The 22753-nt window shown below is 34.5% G+C and carries 22 protein-coding genes; 5 read left to right on the top strand and 17 right to left on the bottom strand.

Annotated features, from left to right (window positions below):
• The first annotated feature begins 21 nt into the window (after nt 1-21).
• From udk to Q4503_RS04670, 4 genes are all read left to right on the top strand, one after another.
• Complete coding sequence (udk, locus tag Q4503_RS04685; RefSeq protein WP_303601519.1) at nt 22-672, top strand: uridine kinase; 651 nt, start codon at nt 22-24, stop codon at nt 670-672.
• 52 nt (nt 673-724) lie between these two features.
• Nucleotides 725-1969 carry a NupC/NupG family nucleoside CNT transporter gene (locus tag Q4503_RS04680; RefSeq protein ID WP_215971503.1) on the top strand — a complete coding sequence of 415 codons (1245 nt, stop codon included), beginning with the start codon at nt 725-727 and terminating at the stop codon, nt 1967-1969.
• A 100-nt stretch (nt 1970-2069) separates the two neighbouring features.
• Nucleotides 2070-2885 (top strand): deoxyribose-phosphate aldolase, encoded by an 816-nt coding sequence (gene deoC, locus Q4503_RS04675; RefSeq protein ID WP_303601518.1) that lies wholly within the window; start codon nt 2070-2072, stop codon nt 2883-2885.
• A 16-nt stretch (nt 2886-2901) separates the two neighbouring features.
• The gene (locus Q4503_RS04670) at nt 2902-3483 is read left to right on the top strand and encodes a thymidine kinase (protein ID WP_303601517.1); all 582 of its coding nucleotides are present in this window, start codon (nt 2902-2904) and stop codon (nt 3481-3483) included.
• Here Q4503_RS04670 and Q4503_RS04665 read toward each other — a convergent pair.
• The 12 genes from Q4503_RS04665 to Q4503_RS04610 all read right to left on the bottom strand — a co-directional run bounded on the left by Q4503_RS04665 (nt 3475) and on the right by Q4503_RS04610 (nt 14164).
• Nucleotides 3475-4149 (bottom strand): class GN sortase, encoded by a 675-nt coding sequence (locus Q4503_RS04665; protein ID WP_303601516.1) that lies wholly within the window; start codon nt 4147-4149, stop codon nt 3475-3477. The two genes, Q4503_RS04670 and Q4503_RS04665, sit on opposite strands and share 9 nt — an antisense overlap.
• Complete coding sequence (locus Q4503_RS04660; RefSeq protein WP_303601515.1) at nt 4150-6507, bottom strand: marine proteobacterial sortase target protein; 2358 nt, start codon at nt 6505-6507, stop codon at nt 4150-4152. It abuts the gene before it with no gap.
• Nucleotides 6508-6663: 156 nt separating this feature from the next.
• Nucleotides 6664-6924 (bottom strand): DUF5062 family protein, encoded by a 261-nt coding sequence (locus tag Q4503_RS04655; protein ID WP_303601514.1) that lies wholly within the window; start codon nt 6922-6924, stop codon nt 6664-6666.
• Nucleotides 6925-7033: 109 nt separating this feature from the next.
• The gene (locus tag Q4503_RS04650; RefSeq protein ID WP_303601610.1) at nt 7034-7747 is read right to left on the bottom strand and encodes a hypothetical protein; all 714 of its coding nucleotides are present in this window, start codon (nt 7745-7747) and stop codon (nt 7034-7036) included.
• A 5-nt stretch (nt 7748-7752) separates the two neighbouring features.
• A complete protein-coding gene (locus Q4503_RS04645) occupies nt 7753-8541 on the bottom strand; it encodes a hypothetical protein (protein ID WP_303601513.1) in 789 nt (262 codons plus the stop codon).
• Nucleotides 8531-8923, bottom strand: a complete 393-nt coding sequence (locus Q4503_RS04640; protein ID WP_215971511.1) for a cupredoxin domain-containing protein — start codon at nt 8921-8923, stop codon at nt 8531-8533. Before Q4503_RS04640 ends, Q4503_RS04645 begins: the two co-directional genes overlap by 11 nt.
• Entirely contained in the window at nt 8916-10346 is a 1431-nt protein-coding gene (locus Q4503_RS04635) for an ATP-binding protein (RefSeq protein WP_303601512.1), read from the bottom strand. Before Q4503_RS04635 ends, Q4503_RS04640 begins: the two co-directional genes overlap by 8 nt.
• Nucleotides 10347-10348: 2 nt before the next feature.
• Nucleotides 10349-11029: a response regulator transcription factor gene (locus Q4503_RS04630; protein ID WP_303601511.1), complete on the bottom strand. Its 681-nt coding sequence runs from the start codon at nt 11027-11029 to the stop codon at nt 10349-10351.
• Between the two features lies 1 nt (nt 11030).
• Nucleotides 11031-11951 (bottom strand): FAD:protein FMN transferase, encoded by a 921-nt coding sequence (locus tag Q4503_RS04625; RefSeq protein ID WP_252727329.1) that lies wholly within the window; start codon nt 11949-11951, stop codon nt 11031-11033.
• A gap of 57 nt (nt 11952-12008) precedes the next feature.
• Nucleotides 12009-13328: a DUF3570 domain-containing protein gene (locus tag Q4503_RS04620; RefSeq protein ID WP_303601510.1), complete on the bottom strand. Its 1320-nt coding sequence runs from the start codon at nt 13326-13328 to the stop codon at nt 12009-12011.
• A 96-nt stretch (nt 13329-13424) separates the two neighbouring features.
• Nucleotides 13425-13658, bottom strand: a complete 234-nt coding sequence (locus Q4503_RS04615; protein WP_303601509.1) for a DUF4266 domain-containing protein — start codon at nt 13656-13658, stop codon at nt 13425-13427.
• Nucleotides 13658-14164 carry a TlpA disulfide reductase family protein gene (locus Q4503_RS04610; RefSeq protein ID WP_303601508.1) on the bottom strand — a complete coding sequence of 169 codons (507 nt, stop codon included), beginning with the start codon at nt 14162-14164 and terminating at the stop codon, nt 13658-13660. The genes Q4503_RS04615 and Q4503_RS04610 overlap by 1 nt, the downstream gene beginning before the upstream one ends.
• Before the next feature lie 328 nt (nt 14165-14492).
• Between Q4503_RS04610 and asnB the strand changes: the two genes are divergently transcribed.
• Nucleotides 14493-16157, top strand: coding sequence for an asparagine synthase B (gene asnB, locus Q4503_RS04605; RefSeq protein ID WP_215971516.1), 1665 nt, complete (start codon nt 14493-14495; stop codon nt 16155-16157).
• Nucleotides 16158-16336: 179 nt separating this feature from the next.
• Here asnB and Q4503_RS04600 read toward each other — a convergent pair whose 3' ends face one another.
• From Q4503_RS04600 to pyrD, 5 genes are all read right to left on the bottom strand, one after another.
• Nucleotides 16337-18034, bottom strand: a complete 1698-nt coding sequence (locus tag Q4503_RS04600) for a GGDEF domain-containing protein (protein ID WP_303601507.1) — start codon at nt 18032-18034, stop codon at nt 16337-16339.
• Nucleotides 18035-18446: 412 nt separating this feature from the next.
• A complete protein-coding gene (locus Q4503_RS04595) occupies nt 18447-19004 on the bottom strand; it encodes a GNAT family acetyltransferase (protein WP_252727332.1) in 558 nt (185 codons plus the stop codon).
• 118 nt (nt 19005-19122) lie between these two features.
• Nucleotides 19123-20982, bottom strand: a complete 1860-nt coding sequence (locus Q4503_RS04590) for a DUF4105 domain-containing protein (protein WP_303601506.1) — start codon at nt 20980-20982, stop codon at nt 19123-19125.
• A gap of 94 nt (nt 20983-21076) precedes the next feature.
• Nucleotides 21077-21556 carry a DUF3015 domain-containing protein gene (locus Q4503_RS04585; protein WP_215971519.1) on the bottom strand — a complete coding sequence of 160 codons (480 nt, stop codon included), beginning with the start codon at nt 21554-21556 and terminating at the stop codon, nt 21077-21079.
• 167 nt (nt 21557-21723) lie between these two features.
• On the bottom strand, nt 21724-22734 hold the full coding sequence (pyrD, locus tag Q4503_RS04580; protein ID WP_303601505.1) for a quinone-dependent dihydroorotate dehydrogenase: 1011 nt from the start codon (nt 22732-22734) through the stop codon (nt 21724-21726).
• Between the last annotated feature and the right edge of the window lie 19 nt (nt 22735-22753).

The following is a 22753-nucleotide window of genomic DNA, read 5'->3' as shown; positions in this document are numbered from 1 at the left end:
ACCTTTTCTACGGACTTATTAATGATACAACCACGTAAAACGACTGTAATCGCCATCGCAGGTGCTTCAGCATCAGGAAAGTCCCTTTTTGCTAAAACAATATATCAAGAGTTATTACCTGAATTAGGTCCTGACGGCATTTCTATTTTAAAAGAAGATGCTTATTATCGGGATCAATCAGATTTAACGATGGATGAGAGAGCGCAAACTAACTACGATCATCCTAGAGCCTTTGAACATGAATTACTCAGTGAACATTTAACATCTTTAATAGCGCAGAAAACAATAGACTGCCCTGTTTATTGTTATAAAACGCATACACGTACAACCAATACCTTATCAATAAAACCAACTAAAATCATATTAGTTGAAGGTATTCTACTTTTATCAAACCCTCAGCTTCGAGACTGTTTTGATATAAAAGTGTACATGGATACACCACTTGATATTTGCCTTATTCGCCGTATTAAAAGAGATACCGAAGAACGTGAACGTAGTTTAGAGTCTATCACTAACCAATATTTAACCACAGTACGCCCTATGTACTACCAATTTATTGAACCGTCTAAAGCTTGGGCTGATTTGGTAATTACACGCGGTGGTAAAAATAGAATGGCAATTGAAGTATTAAAAGCTAAAATTCGACAGTTATCTTTAAAAAGTACTCAATAGAATTACTCATAGCATTTAACAATAATAATTAACAAGATAACTTGAGGTTACAATGGATCTAACGGTACTACGTAGTTTAATTGGTATTGGTGTGTTGCTCGCCATTGCTGTATTTATTTCTAAGCAAAGAAAATCTATCAATATTCGTACAGTTGTTTGGGCTTTTGCTCTTCAAGTTGGGCTAGGTGCATTTGTACTTTATATTCCATTTGGAAAAGACGTTTTAGCATCAATTTCAGGTGGCGTTCAACAAGTGATAGATAGTGCCAATGTGGGTATTGCCTTTTTATTTGGTGGTTTAGGCACAGATGCTATGTTTTCTAATGGCGTTGGTTTTGTTTTTGCCATTCGTGTGCTACCAGTGATTATCTTTTTCTCGTCATTAATAGCCGTGTTATATTATCTTGGCATAATGCAGTGGGTTGTTAGAATTATTGGTGGTGGCTTACAAAAGTTACTAAAAACCAGTAAACCTGAATCATTGTCAGCTACCGCAAATATTTTTGTTGGTCAAACAGAAGCGCCATTAGTAATACGCCCTTATATAGCGAATATGACACAATCTGAGCTGTTTGCCATAATGGTAGGTGGTTTAGCTTCTGTTGCCGGCTCTGTTTTAGCAGGTTATGCAGGCTTAGGTGTTGACTTAAAATACTTGATCGCCGCTTCTTTTATGGCTGCACCTGGTGGCTTATTAATGGCTAAAATTATTCTTCCAGAAACAGAACATGAAAAAATAGCTAATGAAAGTATCGTTATTGAAGAAAGTGCTGACAAACCGGTAAATGTTATTGATGCAGCAGCATCAGGTGCTGCATCGGGTTTAAAGCTAGCCGTTAACGTTGGCGCAATGCTATTAGCCTTTATTGCTATTATTGCTTTACTCAATACAATTGTTGGCGGAACAGCTAGCTTATTTGGTTTTGAAGGCATTACAATTGAATGGTTATTAGGGTATTTATTTGCGCCTATCGCTTTCATTATTGGTGTTCCAACCTCTGAAATGCTTCAAGCAGGTAGTTTTATTGGGCAGAAAGTCGTAGTAAATGAGTTTTTTGCTTATGTAAACTTTATTGAGATAAAAGACACGTTGAGCGTTCCTACGCAAGCAATTATTACATTTGCCCTGTGTGGATTCGCTAACTTATCGTCTATCGCTATCTTGCTTGGTGGTATTGGCTCTATGGCGCCAAATAGACGACCTGACATAGCAAGACTAGGCATGAAAGCCATGCTAGCAGCAACACTCGCTAATTTAATGAGTGCAGCAATTGCGGGCTTATTTTTATCCCTTTAAGAGTAAAAGCCATTATTGCTAATTCATAAATTATACCTAACTAACGATACATTGTTAGTTAGGTATTGATCCATATAAACTTAATTATCAAATTTTAACTATGACGACTCAAACAAATACCGACACACAAAAAGAAATTGCCAAACAAGCCATTAGTTTAATGGATTTAACCAGTTTAACGGATCAGGAAACACCCGCTGATATTGAAAATTTATGCTTACAGGCTAAGTCTGCAGGAGGTAATACAGCTGCTATTTGTATTTTTCCACGCTTTATTCCTTTAGCTAAAAAATTATTAGCTAATCAGGGTACACCTAATATAAAAATAGCAACGGTGACAAACTTTCCTCACGGTAATGATGATGTAGCAATTGCTGTTGCAGAAACAAAAGCTGCTGTTGCCTATGGCGCTGATGAAGTTGATGTGGTTTTTCCTTACCAAGCATTAATTAATGGTGATACTGAGATAGGCTTAAAGCTAGTAGCAGCATGTAAAAAAGCTTGTCCAAACGATGTATTGTTAAAAGTTATCATTGAAACGGGTGAATTAAAAACACCTGAATTGATTAAATTAGCAAGTGAAATATCAATACGTGCTGGTGCTGACTTTATTAAAACCTCTACAGGTAAAGTTAACGTAAATGCGACACCACAAGCTGCTGAAATAATGCTTAGTGTTATTAATGCGACAAATAATGCAAGCACAGATACCGGTTTTAAAGCCGCAGGTGGTGTTAGAGACGTTAACGATGCTCAAGTATACTTAGACATAGCAAGCAACATTTTAGGTGAGCATTGGGTTAGCACAAAGCATTTTAGATTTGGTGCCAGTAGTTTATTAAATAACTTACTCACAACGCTTGAGTTAAACAATCAAGAAGCTAATAGCAACACTAGCACTTCTGCAAGTTACTAAGCATAAGGGCTAGATAATGGCACAACTTTACTTTTATTACTCATCAATGAATGCGGGCAAATCGACGCATTTATTACAATCGTCATACAACTACAATGAACGTGGATTAAAAACCGTTCTTTATACCGCGCAAATTGATGATAGGTATGCAAAAGGAAAAGTCACTTCTCGATTGGGTATTAATTCAGATGCTCATTTATTTGTACAAGAAACTGACCTATTAACAGAAATTACTGCGATTAAAAACGAAACTAAAATCGCCTGCGTATTAATTGATGAAGCACAATTTTTAACCAAAACCCAAGTTAAGCAATTAACTGACATTGTTGATAACTTAAATATTCCGGTATTAGCTTATGGTATTCGTACAGATTTCTTAGGCCAAACGTTCACTGGTAGTGCTGCATTATTGGCTTGGGCAGACAAGTTAGTTGAGTTAAAAACTATCTGCCATTGTGGCCGTAAAGCAAACTTTGTCATTCGATTAAACAGTGATGGCAAAGCTGCTACAGGAGGCGAACAAGTGGAAGTTGGTGGTAATGAACGATATCAAGCGGTATGCCGTGAACACTTTAAAGAATATGTCCCACTAGCTTAAATGAACGACATATCTCAATGATGTTTCACTATCTGCACTGCCAAAAGGGTAACACGTAACCAGTATAAGTTCTTTTATATCAACAACTTCATTGTTACCCTCATTTTTATAGTTACTTTTATTCAACAGCACCAATTGCTCTGTAGCCAGATCTAAAATAGTAATTTTATTCACCTTAAATATGCTAGCATTGCCCGTTTTTAACGTTAAGGTTATGCTATCGTTTACGCTCAATTCTTCTAAAATACGAAAGTGAGTATCATTGTGCGCTGAGATCACCATAACATTTGATTGGCCTGGTTCAACGCCAGAATCTGCCCTTTGATTAAGGCCCGGACCAAATGCTAACGCTTGTCCTGAATCATTATTTAACACAATGTGCGACAAGTTAAAACGATCAAAAGTAAGTTTAGCGACGGGATAAAAATCAGCCCATGGCCAGGGCTTATTTTCCTCAATCGTTTTATTTTTTGATTTAGACGCTTCATGATCATCATCAACACTTATCAATTGCTTTTGCCAAGTTGACGCTAATAAGACTTGTGCAAAATGCGCTTTTATCATCATGTAACTTGCCATTGCAAAACTAGCTGACGCTATTATCAAAAGCAGTATGACCAATGACGATATAATTTTATCCCTCTTACGCGTAAAATTTGTCATCATTTATTTGGCGCTTAATTCGTTTGAATGACGAACATAACGCTTATGTAAGCGTAGCGACTTATTTAGTAACTGCATTAGTATGGCGATCGTCATAAATAATAAAGCAAAATATAAATAGCCCGCTATGCCTAAGCTAGTATTCGCCAATGGAATTATTTGTGTTGAGCCTGTTGGCATTAAATTTTTTATCGCTTTTGATTTTAATGGTGCACCTTGTTTTCGTGTTATTTCCTCTTCAATAGCGATAAAGCTCGTATACGGTGAAAGTAAATGATGCTGTAATGCTAAGTTGGTAATTTCAGCCTTAACTATCTCTTTTTGCTCAAGAGAACTTCGACGTTGTAGGTCAATTAAATGGTCAATTTTTTCTTTAGCCCACCACTGTGCAACGCCAATATTTAATTGTTTAACATCAAATGAACTTTCAGCTGAATTCAAGTTAACGCCCGCCTCTTTAACGTTAGTGATATCTATTTTTTCTTGCCAAGTCATAGCCGCTAATTGACCCGATACGTTAATATATGCATCTACTTTTGATTTTCCTAAACTATCCTTTTTGTTTGCTTGTTCGTTTAATTCATTTTTCAACCAACGAGCGCTGATCATTAAAGGCTGTCCTGCATATAAATCAGGAATATTTTTTGGAAAGGTCTCTACCGATTTCATTGGCCAACTCAATTCAACTTTTTGCATTAACGGCTTGCTAATTTGATTAAACAATTGCGTCATTTCATGGCTTACTTCATTGATACTTCCAATATAACGATAGGTGCCACGGCCTATTTTTGCTGCTTGTGACATAAAATAACTATTAGGGGCCGAGCCAATACCAATAGTATGTAAACGTGAACTAGCTAACTTACGTTCAATTAAATTAAATAACTCTGTTTCATTACCGACACTACCGTCAGTAATAAATACAATTTGTTTATATGGGTGATCTTTATTTGATGCTGTTAAAGCTTGTTCAATGGCCGGATACATATTAGTACCACCGCCCGCCTCTAGTTGTGATAGCCAATATTTAGCTTGTGCTACATTATCTGCATTCGCAAGCTTACTGACCTTGAATAAACTTTGTGTGCGATCTTCAAAGGCAATGATGTTAAAGGTATCATTTGAGTTTAATAAATCCAATGCTGTAATCAAAGATTGCTTTGCTTGTCTAATTGCCACGCCGCCCATAGAACCAGACGTATCTATAATATAAATAACATCTTTATCAATCGCTTGTGCATAATCATTACTAGGTGGCATTAACATTAATAAACCATATTGGTATTTATTATTAGTAACATCTGTTTCTGATTGTATAAAGAAAGCAGCTTTCGGTACATTACCCTGTTCGAGCTGCCATTCTAAAACAAAGTCTTGATCGAGCTTGGTGTTTTTATCTGCAAGAGATATTAACAGTTTTTCATTTAATGGCGTTTTTGCTATTTGATGGTACAAACTAGTAACATTCGTTAGTGGTAAACCACCATTTAAATCAACTGACAAGGTGACAGTTTGATTTTGGCTAGTATTTTCACCGGTGTTATCTCTTGTTTGAATAGGCGTAATTTCACTGGCATCGGTAACTCTGTCGTTATTCATTGCCCAGCCATGTGAATTGATGCTGGTTGTATTTATTACTTTTAATTCATCACTGGTATTACTCGCGTTTATTAGCTCTTTGCGATTAATTGCGTGTGATGAAGGGATATAACGAGGCGTTAAGGTTAGCGGAATTCTTAATGAAAAGGTCTCATTATTTAATTTTATTGATTGAAAATAGTGTAAATTTATTTTTATCGATTCCCCTGGCGCTATGTTGGCCACTTTTGTGGTAAATAAATTTGGCCGCTGCTGTGACACCAACCCTACTCTTTTACCTGCTGTTTTCGCTTTTGTATAAAGCTTTTGCGCTTGTTGTTTTTCTTTAATCTTCCCTACTATACGCCTTTCACCTATTACCATGATCATTGAAGAAACAGAGGCATCATCAACCAATGGAAAAACATAAACAGCTTCAACATAGTCATTACTTGCGTTTTTAAAGGTTTGCGTAAAATTTACCTTTGCCAGTAAACCGTTAATGGTTACTTGATAATCACTTTGTTGAATTAATGCTGAAGAGTATTTTTCATTATTTTTAAAATACAAAGTACCTGAGCTAATCGATTGATATGGAATATTGTCCATTGATAATTCATTCGCACTCACTTTTGTCAGCACTAGTAAATAACTAAGGCTCATTATGGCAAGCAAGATAGGAGAAAATACGATACTAAGTAGTGAAATACGTAAAGTATAAGGTATTAAGGTGTAATGGGATGACGTTGAAATGGTCCCATTAATAGTTGTGCTTTTTTTCATGATAAAACTCTATAGAAAGTAAAGTTTTATCATGAAGTGAAATTATGTTTTTACAGGGTAGGAATTATGGCTAACTTATGGCAAATTATGATTACTTCACCATCACTATAATTAACCAGAATTTACTTAAGGTAAATTGGCAGCTTGCGAGTAATGTTAACTGAGCAAAGAATGACCTTCTGGTAATTGTTTAGCAATCCATAATGCTAGTTTATGTTTCATATTTGGTTGATCTTCATTATCAACGGCCAGTGGTTGAATTAAATTATCATTTACTAATAAACGGTATAAACTTTCAATTTTATCTTTAGATGAATTAGTTGCAGAAAAGCTTTTATATCCTCGATTAACTGCATATTTTTCACCTATGACTAGGGCTTTTTTTAATAATTCAGCTTCGTTCTTTAATTTCTTCATTTTACTCATTCTTTAATAAAAACTTGGCTTAAAGATGCTTCAAATAACGAAGTAAGTCAATTATCTATTACAATTTAAGCACATTTAACCACTATTTCGTTAACATAGGTTAAAACTCATACTCTATTGCAACCCGCAGTACATGACCTTTGCTTCGACTATCAAGTCCGGTAATAAATCCTACTTCCCACTTTAGCTGCTTTTGTGCATTGAAACGTTGTAATCCCATATATGCGGGGCCGATTCCTAAATAGTCTTCACCTAAGTATAGTTCTATTGCTGGTTGAAATTGTTCAATATAGCGATAACGGTACTTAAGGCGAAACTCAGTCTCAAGTTCACTTTTCAGCGTTTTTCCCCATTCGTAAATCACAAAGGCATTTAACGTCAGGCTAGTACGACCAAACTCTTTTTCAACAATAATACCTGAAGTAACTTCCCAGTTTTTTTGCTCTGTTTCTTTTTCAACCTCAAACAACAATCCCCAATCAGCCCAATATTCTCCTTGCTCTGTTAGCATCCAACGTGCTTCAAGTTCATAAGACACCAAATCAAAGTCATTATTACTATATCGCTCACCAACAAGATAAAACTCTAGCATCAAGTTTTCACTTACTGATTGACCATAAGCTAGGCGCTGCGCCAATTTATTGTTGTTGCTTTCTCTATGTGAGAATAAACGCCATTCAACTTCTCTTTCATTCGGTAAGACATAAGGATGGTAAACTTTATCAACGACAACCCCGTCAGCATAAACAATAGAAGAGGTAACTAAAGAAATACTCAAGAATATCAGAGCCCAATAGCGATTGATTAATGACATGCTTATCATGATTTTCTACCATAAAAAGATAATGAAATATAAGGTAACTTGAGCAGCATTACCGGAAGAATTAAAGCCATAATATAGGAAACTAACTGTAAAAGTGATGGTGTTGTTTCATAGCCAAATAAAACAGTTAATAACTGCCCTAATCCTGAATCTTCAGCAATGAACTTGGCACTATCCCAAATAGGCTGGCTACTTGAAAATATATCAACCTGTTGCAAAAACATTATTGCGTGCATTAATTGCCCTAACCCATAAAACAATAAAAAATAACAAGAGCTGTGGTTATATATTTTTTTATCCAGATACCTTAATAAGAAATAGAATAATATCGATATGCTTAAGCAAATCCCGCCACCGAGTGTTATCCCGATCAGCACCGTTTCGTCTTGTTGTGCTTGTGTCCAATAAGACACTAAATAAATTATAAAATGGGCGCCATTAAAAACGCTAATAATAAAAAATATCAACATCGCTAAGTATTTTTTAACACTGGTGTAGTCATTTTTATGACTTAAAATAAATAGGCACACAGTTGATAAATACACAATAATAGCGCCGAATGATAAAAAAAATTCAGTTCCTTTGCCATCAAGTATTATCGATAAATTTTCTAAATGACTACTTAAAATAACAGACATAATTACGGTTAAAATAACGCCGATAAAAACTTTCTTAGCATTGACAATATCAAGATAATTTATCGCAAAGTACCTTAATAATAATGAGGTAATAATGAACACAGGTAGCGCATTATTTAAAAACAAAAGTACGGTATTAATTAGCATCTTGTTTTCCTTTTTCTAGCTTTTGCTGACTACTTTCTACAACAATTACTTTTCCTCGAGCACTGTGAGGATGATATTCACCAAAAAAACTATATTCGCCAACAGGAAGCGGACCAATAAAAATACTTGCTTGTTTATTGGGAAAAATAACTTTTTCACGATTAAGATCGAAGCTGTCAAACTCTTCAATATTTTCGTCATGATTGTCTATAACCAATTTAATTTTTTTATTTGCCGGAATAACGATAACGGCAGGATAAAACAAATGGTTTTTTATCTTGATATGATACTCAGACTTTTGCGCCTGTACATGTAAAGTAAGGAGCAGTAAAAGGCTAACTAAAACAATACGTAAATAACGAATTAATTGAATGTTATCCATGAGTGTCTATTTCTTCATTTGCTGTGGCGGGAAATATTACTTCAACTTTGAGCCCTTTTAATAATGTAGAACGTGATAACTGTATGTTAGTGCCATGTAAATCAGCAATATGTTTTACAATTGCTAAGCCCAAACCACAACCAAAGATGTCTGAATCATGTTGATCTCCACCAACGCGATAAAAACGATCAAACACACGCTGATATTCTGTTTCATCGATTCCTTGGCCAGAATCTTCAACACAAAGCGTTATCGTTTTATTTCTACCTTGCGTTACGCTAATAAGAATTTCGCCTTCTATCGGCGTGTATTTATTCGCATTAGAAATTAAGTTAGTGGCAAGTAAATGAACTGAAAATTCATGAGCAGATAAGAAGATATCATCACTTTCTAACGTAATTACTTGGTCTTTATGTAAAATATCGTTATACAGCTCTGCTATCACTTGTTTAAGTAGCACGTTGATATTAAAAGCACTGCTTACGTTACTTATTTGAGCAGGGTTAGTTCGATTTAAGTTTAATATTTGATCTATAACATGCCCCATTCTATCTACACTATTATTTAACGCGTGTATGGAGCTAAAATTTTCAATATCAGTAGATGTTAACTGTTGATTTCTATTACTTATTGAACGTTCAGCTAAATCTTGAATCAGGTTATGTGTATCTATCTTTAAAACACTTAATGGTGTTTTTAATTCATGCGCAGCATCAGAGGCAAAGTGTCGTTCACGTTGAAAAGCAGCATCGAGGCGAGCAAACAATTCATTTAATGTTGCTACAATATCAGCCAATTCATTATTATCGACTTCTACATTTAAAGGGCTAAAGTCGTTACTTTTTCTTCTACTAAGCTCAAAACTAAGCTTATGTAATGGTTTCAAACCTTGTGTAATAATAATAAATATTAATAGTGACAATACTGCAATAGCAACTATCATCGGCGTTACGGCTGCTAGAATTAGTGTTTGGGTTAAAGAAAATTGTGCTTTAAGTGGTTGAGCAACAATCACAACCATATTATCATTAGGCGCTAAAAATAGTGATGACAACGCTACAGCACGCCAACGTTGATCTAAAAAATTCACCTCAAAAAATTCAGCTCCTTGGTGGGAGCTTAATGCGATATTAGTAATTAGATGATCGGGTGCATTATTACTTTTTAATATTAATCGTTTGTTTTTCCATACTTGAAAAGCAAAAGCACTTTGCTGGACTACTTGTAACGGTTTATCTCTATTAATATTTGCATTTTGCATACTATTCATTGCAGTTAATGTTTGTGCAAGGCTTAATAGTTGTTGATCAAACCCCGCCTCAGCTTGAGACATACTTTGCTTATAACCTTGAATTGCAGCGATAAATGTTATTAATGTTAATACTGAAAAAAGTGTTAAAACTAAATAACGTCGAATACTCATAATTACCCTTTGGTATTTATTATGTAACCAACACCACGAACATTTTTAATAAACTTTTCCGGTAAGTATTTTCTTAATTTATGAATATGCACTTCTACCGCATTACTGAGTACTTCTTCTCCCCAATGATATAGTTTTGATTCTATTTTCTCACGCGATAAAATTCTACCTGCATTTTCCATTAGCGCTTTTAGTACCATGTATTCTTTCTTAGAAAATGTGATTTCGTGCTCTTTACCTGTAACTTGATCACACACAAATACTTTATGTGCATGGGTATCTAATTTAACCTCATCAATACAAATAAAAGCTGTATTAGCCGTGCCTAATCGTCGTTCAATAACACGTAGACGTGCCATTAACTCTTTAATTTCAAAAGGTTTAGTTAAGTAATCATCGGCACCATAATCTAAGCCTTTCACTTTACTTTCAATAGAGTCTCGTGCGGTTAGAATAATAACGGGTAAAGCTGATTTTTTTTCACGTAATTGTTTTAAGATCTCAAGGCCATCTATATCTGGTAATCCTAAATCTAGAATCATCATATCTTGATCATCACAGGCTAACGCGCTTAATGCTAATTTTCCCTGCTGAAGATGATTAACAACAAACCCTTCTGTTTGAAGCGACTTTTGCAGTGCTGTTGCAAGCGGAATGTCATCTTCAACTAACAATATGCGCATATTATCTCCTTGACCAGAATTTTATTTCTTGTTCGGTTAAAAATTGTTCCGCATTACTCCCTTGCAGTAGTGCTAATGTTGCTAATATGCCAGCTTGAATACACTGTGGTGCAACAGCGGTAATTGAACGCGGAGCATTCGCAATAGGCCAACCTGTTTTAGCATTAAGAATATGCCCATAACGAATATTATCTTTTATCAAAAACCGTTTAGCATCCCCACTGGTAGCAAGCGCACCTGACTTGAGTGAAATAATCATATCCGCATTTTGATTAATATGACTATCAACGTCAGGATGCTCGATGGCAACTTGCCATGTTTCATTGTTATAGCGTGGACCAGAAACGGCCAAATCTCCACCTAAATTAACTAAAACTGGTTGCTCTGTTAACTGTTTTGCTAAAATAATACTACGATCAACGGCGTATTCTTTGCCTATGCCACCAAAATCAATTTCCATCCCTCTAGCTAAGGTTATTTGTTGGCGATCAAAGTGTATTTTATGCCAACCAACATAGGGTAAAACAGTATTGATTGATGTTTGCGAGGGAAACTTTGCATAATGCTCATTGCGACCTTGAAAGCGCCAAACCTTTCTTAAAACACCTGAACTGATATCAAACAAGCCATCACTCAATTGATAACATTGATCGGCAAAAACTAACAATTGATAAGTTTCTTCATCAATAGCAATAGGTTTTCCAGCATTGTTATTAATTAATGTACAAAGACTATCTTGATTATAACGGTTATATTTATCTTCAATCCGCCAAACCTCTTTGGTCACTCTATTACCAATAATTAATGCTAATGCTTTGTCTGTTGTTTGTATAATAACTTCACAAGGACTCGCCATAGCATTAAATTGAATACTATAGCTGTCTTTGTTCGTTATGAAGTTAGTGGCTCTGCTCTTAGTCAAAAAATTCTCTATTTAAAACCCCTTGTTCCGACATAAAACAAAGGAAAACCTATATCGTTAGAAAGAGTAAGTTACTTGCGCAATAACCGCATCAACACTCGGATAAAGATCAACACTTTTTAATACGCCAATCTCATCAAAACCTGCATCGGTTGGTCTTTGACTATAATACTCAATTCTAAAAGATAATTCATGGCCATTATTAACCAACATGCCATATTTTAAACCAACAGTATAAGCTGTCATTTCTCCTATGCGGTAATCGGCACTAGCAAAAGCAGGTATTGACTCATTGTCGATTAAAAATGGTTGATAAAAATCAGCGGCACTTTGTTGATAAAACCTAAAATGTGGTTGTAAATAGCTTTCTTTACCAAAGCTATCACCTAAGGGTATTCTAAAACGAGAGTCGATGGTATGAGACTTTATTTTCCAGTCATCCCACATATAGCGATAAGACACATCCAATACTGTTGTATCAAAATGATATAAGGATTGAGCAAATACACTTTGTTTCACGCGAGAATCAGGACGTGATTCATAAATATAATCTTGTGCTTCGCCATTATTATTGACGACAGACAATACTTTAAATGGGTCTGTTAAATAGCCATCTACCGTTGAATAGGAATAATTAAATTGCATCAACATTCTACGGTTAATTACCTGCGTAAAACCAAGTAAAATATCGACAGTCGTTTTATCGTCCTCACTCCCTATTCGTGTAGCTGAAAAATCATCATCCCAACTGTCAGCATTACTATCACCAATAAGCATAGATGAAAAAGCTTGCGGCAACCCGCCTTCTGGTGAGAAAGTATCCTTAAAATAACTAAAACCTGCTGAAAAAGTTGAGTTTTTACGATCAAAATCTACAGCGATATTACCGTTGATACCTAATGACAAGTAATCATATTCTTTAGAAAGGTGTAACCCGCCACTTGCTGTATAGTCAGGTGCTATAGGTTGTGTCCATTGTGCGTTAAGTTGCACACGCGTATCTCTAAACGTATCATCAAGTGGTGTTTCTGCTGGCGCTATTTGATATTGTCCATTACCTGATGGTCGAGTAAATGTTTGCACTGTGGCTTGCGCTACCGCACCATTAGCAGAAGCACCAGTTAAAGTATCGATGGTTAATTTTAGATTTAAAATTTCTTCAGTATCAAATGTTTTTTGTGCATTAAAAATAGCTTCACCGGCACTTACTCTATCAGCTTCGCTATAGTATAAAATGGCAGTATCAAACTTCCATTCATCTGGCTCTGTCTCAAACGTATTTGATTCAGCATGAGCTAAACTGTTTGTACCCAGCAACGTTGCAGCAGCAATAGTTAACACAGCTTTAATGTTTGGTTTTTCGGTTATATTTTTCATATGTTTTCTTCAGATGTGATTACAGACTATTGATTTTATTTAACGTACATAAAACTCACGATTTTCTATACTAAGTAGTAAAATAATGATGTAAGGTTAGTTACAGCCACATCCACCGCCACCAACGCCTTTACCACCACTTGATGCCTCTTTACTGAAATAGATATGATCATCAAGCGCAGAGTCAACAGGCGATGCATTTAATAGCATCTCTTTCTTCGCTAATAAATCTCGTTCCCACGGTTCAACACCCAAACCTAAGCTGGAACAGCCTGATGTAACCGTCAACATTGAAGCGATTAATACTATATTTTTTATTGTAGACATCATTATTTAACCTCTTCTTCAGTTAAGAATTGTTCAATTTCTTGTTGATATTGTTTAATTTTATTAGTAAAAAATCCGGTGTGTCGTGATTTTATTGTTCCATCTCGGCCAATAAGCATACTGCTCGGCATCCCTTGAATATTAAAATGTTTTGCTAGCTTACCTTTAGGATCATAAATAACAGGAAAACTCGCAGGCATTTCTATTAGAAACTTTTCAGCTAATGCTTTATTCGCGTCTAGGTTGATACTAACGACCGTAAAACCTTGTTGCTTATATTTGTCTTGTATTGTATTCATCCAGGGGAAAGATTTACGACAAGGAACACACCATGATGCCCAAAAATCGATATAAATCACTTTACCTTTATGTTCAAGCAACGTTTGCTCTAACAAAGTTTTACTACTAGCTACGGGGGTTTGGTTGCTTTGTGCATTGGTAGTAAATGTAACAGTTACTAATACAATAAAGCCTATAATGAATTGCACTGGTTTAATTAAGTTTTTCAAGTATCACCTGGTTTAAAGTTTCGATTAATAATTCATTAAACCATAGCTTAAGTCTCTTTTCTTAACGAATACTTAAACAAATTTAATGAACCTAATTTTATTGATATGATTTTTTGATATAGAGCTGCTATTTATCAATTGAATAAATAAATTGGCTAATTTTTTGCTTTTTTGCTGTTTAAATTAGTTTTATTTAATTTTATTTCATTATTTTATACATTTAGGTTGCTTTTTACTGCTGAGCTGTCAAAGTATCAGTTACTAATTAGTGTAACAGCACTAATTACTCACAATTCGATTCAACAATAATTAAAGGAGTAGCGCTTCAATGTGTTCGATCTTTGGTATATTAGATATAAAAACAGGTGCTGATGCACTTCGTCCTCAAGCTTTAGAATATTCTCGCCTATTACGTCACCGTGGACCAGATTGGTCAGGCATTTACAGTAATGACCATGCAATACTCGTGCATGAACGTTTATCAATTGTTGATACTGAACATGGTGCTCAACCTTTATACAACAATGACAAAACTAATGTTTTAGCGGTAAATGGTGAGATTTATAATCATAAAGCTCTGGCAGAAAACCTAACTGTTGATTACGAATTTCAAACAGCCTCTGACTGTGAAGTGATTTTACCTTTATATGAAGAATTCGGTGCTGAATTTGTAGATAAACTACAAGGCATGTTCGCGTTTTGTTTATATAATTCAAAAGACAACAGCTACCTAATTGCACGTGACCATATTGGTATTATTCCTTTATATACAGGTTATGATGCTGAAGGTAACTTCTATGTTGCTTCAGAAATGAAAGCATTAATGCCTATTTGTAAAACAGTATCTGAATTCCCTCCTGGGCATATTTTAGATAGCCGTGTTGGCAAATTACAAAAATATTACAAACGTAACTGGCAAGATTACGCGGCAATTAAAGACAATACGACTAGCAAAACTAAAATTCGTGAAGCATTAGAAGAGTCGGTTAAAAGTCATTTAATGACGGATGTACCATATGGTGTTTTATTGTCTGGTGGTTTAGATTCATCATTAATTTCTGCTATTACACAAAAGTTTGCTGCTCGTAGAATAGAAGACAATGACTTAGCTGAAGCTTGGTGGCCAAAAGTTCACTCATTTGCTTGTGGTTTAGCTGGCTCTCCTGATTTAGTCGCCGCACAAACAGTTGCTGATAGTATTGGTACTACCCATCATAGCGTTATCTTTACCGAGCAAGAAGGTATTGATGCACTTAAAGAAGTTATCTACCATTTAGAAACTTACGATGTAACCACTATTCGTGCTTCTACCCCTATGTATTTAATGGCTCGTAAAATTAAAGCCATGGGTATTAAAATGGTACTTTCTGGTGAAGGTGCTGATGAAATATTTGGTGGTTACCTATATTTCCATAAAGCGCCAAATGCTCAAGAATTCCATGAAGAGTTATTACGTAAACTTGATAGATTACACAAGTTTGACTGTTTACGTGCTAACAAATCAATGTCTGCTTGGGGTATTGAAGCTCGTGTACCATTCTTAGATAAAAACTTTATGGATGTTGCAATGCGCATTAACCCTGCAGATAAAATGTGTGGTAACGGTGTGATGGAAAAAGCTATTTTACGTGAATCTTTTGAAGGTTATTTACCAAAAGAAATCTTATGGCGTCAAAAAGAACAATTTTCTGACGGTGTAGGTTATTCATGGATTGATGGTTTAAGAGCACACGTTGAAACATTAGTAACAGATCAACAACTTGAGAATGCTCATATCAGATTCCCGGTAAATACACCTGATACTAAAGAAGGTTACTACTACCGCACTATTTTTGAAGAAAAATATCCACTAGCAACTGCTGCTGATTGTGTGATTGGTGGTAAATCTGTTGCTTGTAGTACAGAAGAAGCACTAGCTTGGGATGAAAGCTTTAAAAACAATGCTGATCCATCGGGTCGTGCAGTATTGAGTGTTCATAATGAAAGTTATTAATACATAAAAAGTGACCTTAAGACTTTTAGTGGGCCGATCGTTTTTCTTACGTTTACCCACTAAAAGTAATCCCTGCCCATTGTTAGCCATTTATTTTTATAGAAAACATAACCATCAAAAAATTATTATTATCAATAGTTTTTATCAATAGCTTGTCGACACTTTTCATTAACTGTTAATTAACCAATAACGACTTGATTTCGTCCATCAGGTTTTGCTTGATAAAGTAACGCATCGGCATTTTTAATATAAAAATCAAGGTTATTATTAGTTTTACTCGTTATTGATGCTCCAACACTAAAAGTGATATCCCAATCGAGAGCAGAATGCTCACTTTTGATATCGATACAATAATTAGCAAAATTTTCATTTAAACGTTTAAAAATATTATCTATAACGGATTTATTAGTTGTATGTAAAATAAATAACCACTCTTCACCACCATAACGACCAAACTTATCATGGTCTCTTAATGTTTTTCTGGCAGCATTGGCAAAAGCTATCAGCACTAAATCACCTACATCATGGCCTAAAGTATCATTAATCTTTTTAAAGTAATCTAAATCAACAATGGCAATAGTTAACTCGTTATCAAATAAACTGTTTTCGGCCATTAACATAATACCTCGTCTATTTGGGCAACTAGTGAGGTAATCAGTGTTTGCAATCGTATGATATTTTTTACGTTGACTCACTTGTCTATTAATCAAAAATAATGAAACAAGTATCAAAATTACGGCAATAACCGTACTTAAACGCCAAATTATTTTTTGTTGATATTCTTCCTTAGCTTTAAATTCACTCATAGCATTAACTTGGGCTAAGCGAAGTATTTCAGCTTCCTTTTCTTTTACTTCAAATTTAACTTGTAGTGTTCTAATATTATTTTCACTTGTAGCTTCTAGATGTTTTTTCGTGAAGATAAGCTCTTGCTCAATGGCGTCAAAAGCCTGTTCATCTAAACCGAGTTGTCGTTTTAATTTATAACGTTTACCTAAAAAATTTGATTTATAAATACTTCGACTAAACTTATCCAATAAAGCAAAAACTTCATCATTTATCTCATTTGCTTTTTCTATTAGTCCTTGTTTAATATAAATATCACTTAGTAAAATCATTGAGGCTAAATGCATATCATGTACCCCAGCTTCACTGGCAAGGGTAATATTGTCATATACATCGTTTAATATTTCATCATACTTGCCTTGTGAAAATTCAATGTTTGAAATGATATATTGAGAAAAAGCAATACCTGTATGCATATTCACTGACTTAAAATACTGCAATGCCTTTTTCAGGTACACTAACGCTCCTTCATTATCGCCCCTATCTTGCAGTATAGTGCCCATACTCCAATAGGCTTTTGAGGTTAAATGCTCATCATTCGTTTTTTCGTAAGCTATAATCGCTTGTTTTGAGAAACTTAACGCTTTGTCATTTTCATCTGAAAAATTATAAGCGTCACTTATTTTACGTAGAAAAAAGCCTTGCGATGAAAAGTCATCATAAGTTATTGCTAGTTCTAATCCTTTTACAGATACCTCAAGCGTTTTTTTAAGCTTATCTACAGAAGTATAGTAATAAGACAAGGCACGAAAAATAATAACCTTTTCTTTATCATTGGAAAGTAATACCTGTTCTTCTAATTGCTTAGCTAATGCTTTAGCTGCTGTAGGATCTTCATGTCGAGAAAGGTACTTCAATTTAGCTTCAAGTAATAGTAAATATAAATCCCGCTGCTTCTTAATTCCTTCATTTTCTATATAGGCATTAATATGGTGATTAAGGGTTTCATATTGTTCTTGTCTAAAAAGTAATTCACTATATAAAACAGCTGCTTCAAGGTGTATATCATCCCAAGATTTATTTTTACTCATTTCAAATATAGTTTGGAATTCTTTTTCATTCTTGAGGTAATCAAGCTTATTCGCTCTTAGATTGTTGATAAAGCTCTTAGCAGTTTTATAATCGATTGACTGAACTGCTGATTCAATGGGGCTAGTCTTAGCTAACAGTTTGTTATTAAGAAAAATGAAGAGAATAAAAATTAGACACTTTGCAAACACAATATAATAATTATGTGAGTTGTTAATTCTATTTAACATATAATCCTGTATAAATTTTGGTTTTCTTTATGTCGATGCACCTACAAATAAAAACATTGTTGTATAAATATTATTGAATTCAACTACTTTGTATTCCTCATTAATATTTGATCATAATGTATCAGCTCTCTATTGGTTAGGCAATAATAGAGAGCTAATAATAAAAAACACTTATTGAATAAACTTAACGTTTTGTTTTACAAGCCAATTTATAATAGTGATTATTATTAAATTCAAAATTATTAATAACGTTTAATGGTGTTTTTTTCGTATGTGCTTTATATGAACGCGTATTAATTTTATTAATAAACGTAACCATTATTGGATAACGTTTAGACATTTCACTTAGCGAAAAGTTAAATATTTTTTCAAACACACCTTGCCCACGTACGATTTTATCAACACAAACCGGGCCGTATTGATAAGAATTTGTTTTGGTAATAGCTTGTTTATGACAAGTTGAGTCATATAAGTTTTCAATCATAAATTGGAACATTGGCCATTGTGACCAATAATCCCAAGATGCAGCCATAGCATAAGCAACCACTTTATTATTTACACAAGCAATAAAAAGTCCCTTTTCATCTTGAATTAAACTAGTTAAATGCGCTTTAGTGAATGCTGTTGTTATAAAGCCATCAGTCTTGTCTTCCTCACTAATTGAGTCAATTTGATATTTATAATGCAGTGTCAAAATTTCTTCTATATTATCTAGCGTTGCTACTTTTAATTCAATATTCATATTTAAAAAACCTAAGATCACTTACGTGTGATTAATAATTATAAGTTTGTTTTACAGTGATACTATATTGTCTTTCTCACTACAGTACTATTAATGTCCGTTGCTGATACCTTCAACACTAAAAATAATATCTATATTCAAATTTTACTTCATTAAAATGTTTCGCATCATGAATTTTAGAATCTACTTTGTGAAAACTAGCTGATAAACGCAAGCTACTCGAATCACTTATTTGTATATTTTGTTGAAAACTAATTCGGCTACGTTTCGTTTGATCAAATAAAAATTGATAATGCTCTGCTTCTAATAAAAAACTTGTTTTAGGCCAATAATATATAAACCCGGCATGTAAGCCAGGGGCAATATTAGTGTACGCTTCAAGCTTGCGATTAAACTCTAATCGCCCTGTTGCCATTAAAAAAACATAACTGTTGTTAAGTGGTCGGTAACTAACCCCTCTACCAGCGGTACCTTGTGTTACAAGAACTTCCTCTTTACTTGTCCATTGTTGTTCAACACTTATATTTGCTTGCCAAGACCAAGGCGAAACAAATTCATTACGCTCAGACAAGGAAATAATATTCAGTAATTCCGCTTTATCAAGCTTAATATCATCGTTTTCATATACTCTAAAGCTAACATTCACCATATTTAATGACATACCATCATAGTAACCATCTAACGGATCAATTAAGTCGTGATAACTTCCTCGGTATTTAAATTCTGCAAAATTGTTCTTTTCATCTTGGCCAACACTTACAGAAACCATTGTTGTTTTATGGCCTTGATCTGGGCTGGTTGGCGTCGCTATAACGATATCTAGATCCGTTGGATTTTTATTTAAATACCGTAATAGTTCAAAACTTCGACGAGTAATATCAACATCACGTCCGTTAAAGGTATTTTTATAACGTAAATAACGATAAGTACTATCGACAACAAGTTGCTGCTTTTCGGTGGGTAAGTTTGTAAAACGAGTCTCTAATAAAACATTAATATCTTCACTTAACGCTAAAACAAGTTTTCGCTCTTTAGCTGATAACAACGTTAAATGAGCTTCAAGCTCAGTTAAAATCGAAGGTCTGTAGTATTTGTCAGCTATTAAATTCGCATCATCGACTACCCTTATCGTATCTAGAGGCATTGCCGTAACAGGGAAATTGTTAGTTAAATAAAGCCCAGGTCTTGCAACATCAAGTAACTCTAATAACCGGAATGAACAATTTTCATCGAAAAAATAGTACTCAAAGTTAATGCCCTGTAACTCCCATATATGAGAGAGCATTTTATCAATTTCATCTTCAGTTAAGTTCAGCTTATATTCCCACAAGTCTCTATTTTCTAACCGACTGTATTCTTTAATTTTTTCAAAATAAGGGTTGGCAGCAAAACTTCCTGGATAACCACCAGTAAGACCTTTTGCCGCATAAAGAAAACCATTTTCATTTTCAGGTACTGTTGCACCAAAATTTAATGCATAAGATAAATATGTCGAATTATTATCAACTTCTTCTGTATCAAACCGCAAAAAAGTATGACCATACATTGAAGAAGGACTGTTCAGTTGCGCAGAAGCAAAAACCAGTACAACTGATTTAGTGTTTAAACGATTTCTCCAGTTGAGATACTCAGTACAGTCACCTGAAATAACTTCATTAGATAATTCGGGAATATTGTTAAGTAAAAAAGCGGTTCTAGCTGGGTACCTACATTGAATAGCACTATCAGTTTTTAAGGCATTTAACGTTGCCAATAATTCGTTTTGCGGGTTTTTATAGCCATCAGCTGCGATAAAAAATTTACTATCATCAACATAGCTTTCTATTTGACTACTATTTTTTTCTGTACTTATATGCAGTAATGCTCGCCACTCTGTAGTTTGAGATAATGCTAAAGTATCCACTGAATTATCGGCAGAAACCTTTAATGACAATAAGATGATAAAAGGAACGGTGAGAACACGGAAAATAAGATTCATAAAATTTCAAAATAAAAACACTAAATTAACTAGGATAAGTAATGTAATAAAAAAGGCTACCTTAAGTAGCCTTTTAAAAGATATTTAATAAATACTACACTGTGTATTTAGCTAATATCTCATCATTTTTCATTAATGAAAACATAGAACTAACAACATGTTCAGTAGTTGCATTTTCAGAAGGGAATAATGTATCGAAGTTATTATGAAGAGTAGCTTCAAAATGCGCGCGTTCAGCTTCTGAAACACCTAAAGACACAGCTACTGCTGTTAATGCTTCACCATTACCACGTGCAACATCTTCACTAAACTCGTCCATAATCATGCTAACATCAATCATTTCCTTGCCACCGTACGTTAACGTACCATCAGTAGAACAACCATTAGTACCAAAAGTCATACCAAAAGTATTGTTACCTGTTGAACCGTTAGTTGTCGCTGCAAGTACATGACTTGGCGTACCACTTTGACCAGCAAATAACATGTTACCCCAACCACAAGTTTGGCTACCAGGTGCATCAGCTAAAGCAGATGTAGATACTAACATTGCAGATGCAATCAATAATTTTTTCATAATTAATCCCTATAATTTAGATATTTATCTAATATTCAACTGATATTAGAGTGCGCATTCTAATGTATGTTCTGAACAAATTCACCTTTATTCGTACAAAAATTTAAATTTAGAATAAAAAATTTTATATTAGTACTCTAGCTATCATCATTGGTGTGATATATCAGCTACAAACCATTAACTATGTCTTTAATTAATGGCGGACCTTGATAAATAAAGCCAGTATAAACTTGTACTAAACTTGCACCAGCTGCCAATTTTTCATTGGCATCATTGCTAGAGGCGATACCACCAACACCAATAATAGGCAGTTTATCATTTAAAGCTTCCGCTAAAATACGAATAACGGTAGTACTTTTATCTTTAACTGGTGAGCCACTTAAACCGCCCTGCTCAGTGCCATGCTCAAGTTGTTCAACGCCTTCTCGTGATAAAGTAGTGTTAGTTGCAATAACACCATCAATACCATTGTCCATTAATGATCTCGCTATCGATTTCACTTCATCTTCCGTCAAATCTGGCGCTATTTTAACGGCGAGAGGGATATATTTTCCATATTGATTAGCTAAATTTGCTTGCTCGGCTTTTAATGCTGACAATAATTCATTTAAGGCATCACCATATTGTAACGCTCTTAAACCTGGTGTATTGGGTGAAGATATATTTACCGTGATATATGAGGCAAAATTATACACTTTACGCATACAATGAATGTAATCATCTTTAGCATTTTCTTCTGGAGTGTCTTTATTTTTACCTATATTTATCCCTAAAATACCGTCAAAATTAGCAGCCCGCACTTGTGATACTAAATAATCAACCCCCTTATTATTAAAGCCCATACGATTAATAATGGCATTAGCTTCAGGTAGTCTAAATATTCTCGGTTTATCATTACCTGGCTGTGGTTTTGGTGTGACTGTACCAACTTCAATAAAACCAAACCCCATTGCAGCGAAAGCATTAATACATTCTGCATTTTTATCTAATCCAGCCGCCAAGCCCAATGGATTAGGGAAGTCTATCCCCATAACGTGAACCGGTTTTTCATTAATACGTTGTTTATAAAATGAATTTAAAGGGGTTGAACCGGTGCTTTTCAACCCTTTAATTGTCAATTCATGAATAGTTTCCGCATCAAATTTAAATAAAAATTTACGAATAGCAGGATAGAACATAGAACCTAGAACCTCAAAG

It is taken from the genome of Colwellia sp. 6_MG-2023 (assembly GCF_030547765.1).
Lineage (GTDB): Bacteria > Pseudomonadota > Gammaproteobacteria > Enterobacterales > Alteromonadaceae > Colwellia.
Note: the sequence above shows the minus strand (reverse complement) of the source record. Positions and strands in the feature narration are given on the sequence as shown.

Excerpts from the sequence above, each read along its gene's own strand:
- Q4503_RS04630 (WP_303601511.1), bottom strand. The coding sequence starts at position 11,029 with ATGCGCATATTGTTAGTTGAAGATGACATTCCGCTTGCAACAGCACTG.
- Q4503_RS04615 (WP_303601509.1), bottom strand. The coding sequence starts at position 13,658 with ATGATGTCTACAATAAAAAATATAGTATTAATCGCTTCAATGTTGACG.
- Q4503_RS04635 (WP_303601512.1), bottom strand. The coding sequence starts at position 10,346 with ATGAGTATTCGACGTTATTTAGTTTTAACACTTTTTTCAGTATTAACA.
- asnB (WP_215971516.1), top strand. The coding sequence starts at position 14,493 with ATGTGTTCGATCTTTGGTATATTAGATATAAAAACAGGTGCTGATGCA.
- Q4503_RS04665 (WP_303601516.1), bottom strand. The coding sequence starts at position 4,149 with ATGATGACAAATTTTACGCGTAAGAGGGATAAAATTATATCGTCATTG.
- Q4503_RS04670 (WP_303601517.1), top strand. The coding sequence starts at position 2,902 with ATGGCACAACTTTACTTTTATTACTCATCAATGAATGCGGGCAAATCG.
- Q4503_RS04655 (WP_303601514.1), bottom strand. The coding sequence starts at position 6,924 with ATGAAGAAATTAAAGAACGAAGCTGAATTATTAAAAAAAGCCCTAGTC.
- Q4503_RS04600 (WP_303601507.1), bottom strand. The coding sequence starts at position 18,034 with ATGAGTAAAAATAAATCTTGGGATGATATACACCTTGAAGCAGCTGTT.
- Q4503_RS04640 (WP_215971511.1), bottom strand. The coding sequence starts at position 8,923 with ATGGATAACATTCAATTAATTCGTTATTTACGTATTGTTTTAGTTAGC.
- Q4503_RS04585 (WP_215971519.1), bottom strand. The coding sequence starts at position 21,556 with ATGAAAAAATTATTGATTGCATCTGCAATGTTAGTATCTACATCTGCT.
- Q4503_RS04590 (WP_303601506.1), bottom strand. The coding sequence starts at position 20,982 with ATGAATCTTATTTTCCGTGTTCTCACCGTTCCTTTTATCATCTTATTG.
- udk (WP_303601519.1), top strand. The coding sequence starts at position 22 with ATGATACAACCACGTAAAACGACTGTAATCGCCATCGCAGGTGCTTCA.
- Q4503_RS04680 (WP_215971503.1), top strand. The coding sequence starts at position 725 with ATGGATCTAACGGTACTACGTAGTTTAATTGGTATTGGTGTGTTGCTC.
- deoC (WP_303601518.1), top strand. The coding sequence starts at position 2,070 with ATGACGACTCAAACAAATACCGACACACAAAAAGAAATTGCCAAACAA.
- Q4503_RS04620 (WP_303601510.1), bottom strand. The coding sequence starts at position 13,328 with ATGAAAAATATAACCGAAAAACCAAACATTAAAGCTGTGTTAACTATT.
- Q4503_RS04650 (WP_303601610.1), bottom strand. The coding sequence starts at position 7,747 with ATGTCATTAATCAATCGCTATTGGGCTCTGATATTCTTGAGTATTTCT.
- Q4503_RS04595 (WP_252727332.1), bottom strand. The coding sequence starts at position 19,004 with ATGAATATTGAATTAAAAGTAGCAACGCTAGATAATATAGAAGAAATT.
- Q4503_RS04660 (WP_303601515.1), bottom strand. The coding sequence starts at position 6,507 with ATGAAAAAAAGCACAACTATTAATGGGACCATTTCAACGTCATCCCAT.
- Q4503_RS04645 (WP_303601513.1), bottom strand. The coding sequence starts at position 8,541 with ATGCTAATTAATACCGTACTTTTGTTTTTAAATAATGCGCTACCTGTG.
- pyrD (WP_303601505.1), bottom strand. The coding sequence starts at position 22,734 with ATGTTCTATCCTGCTATTCGTAAATTTTTATTTAAATTTGATGCGGAA.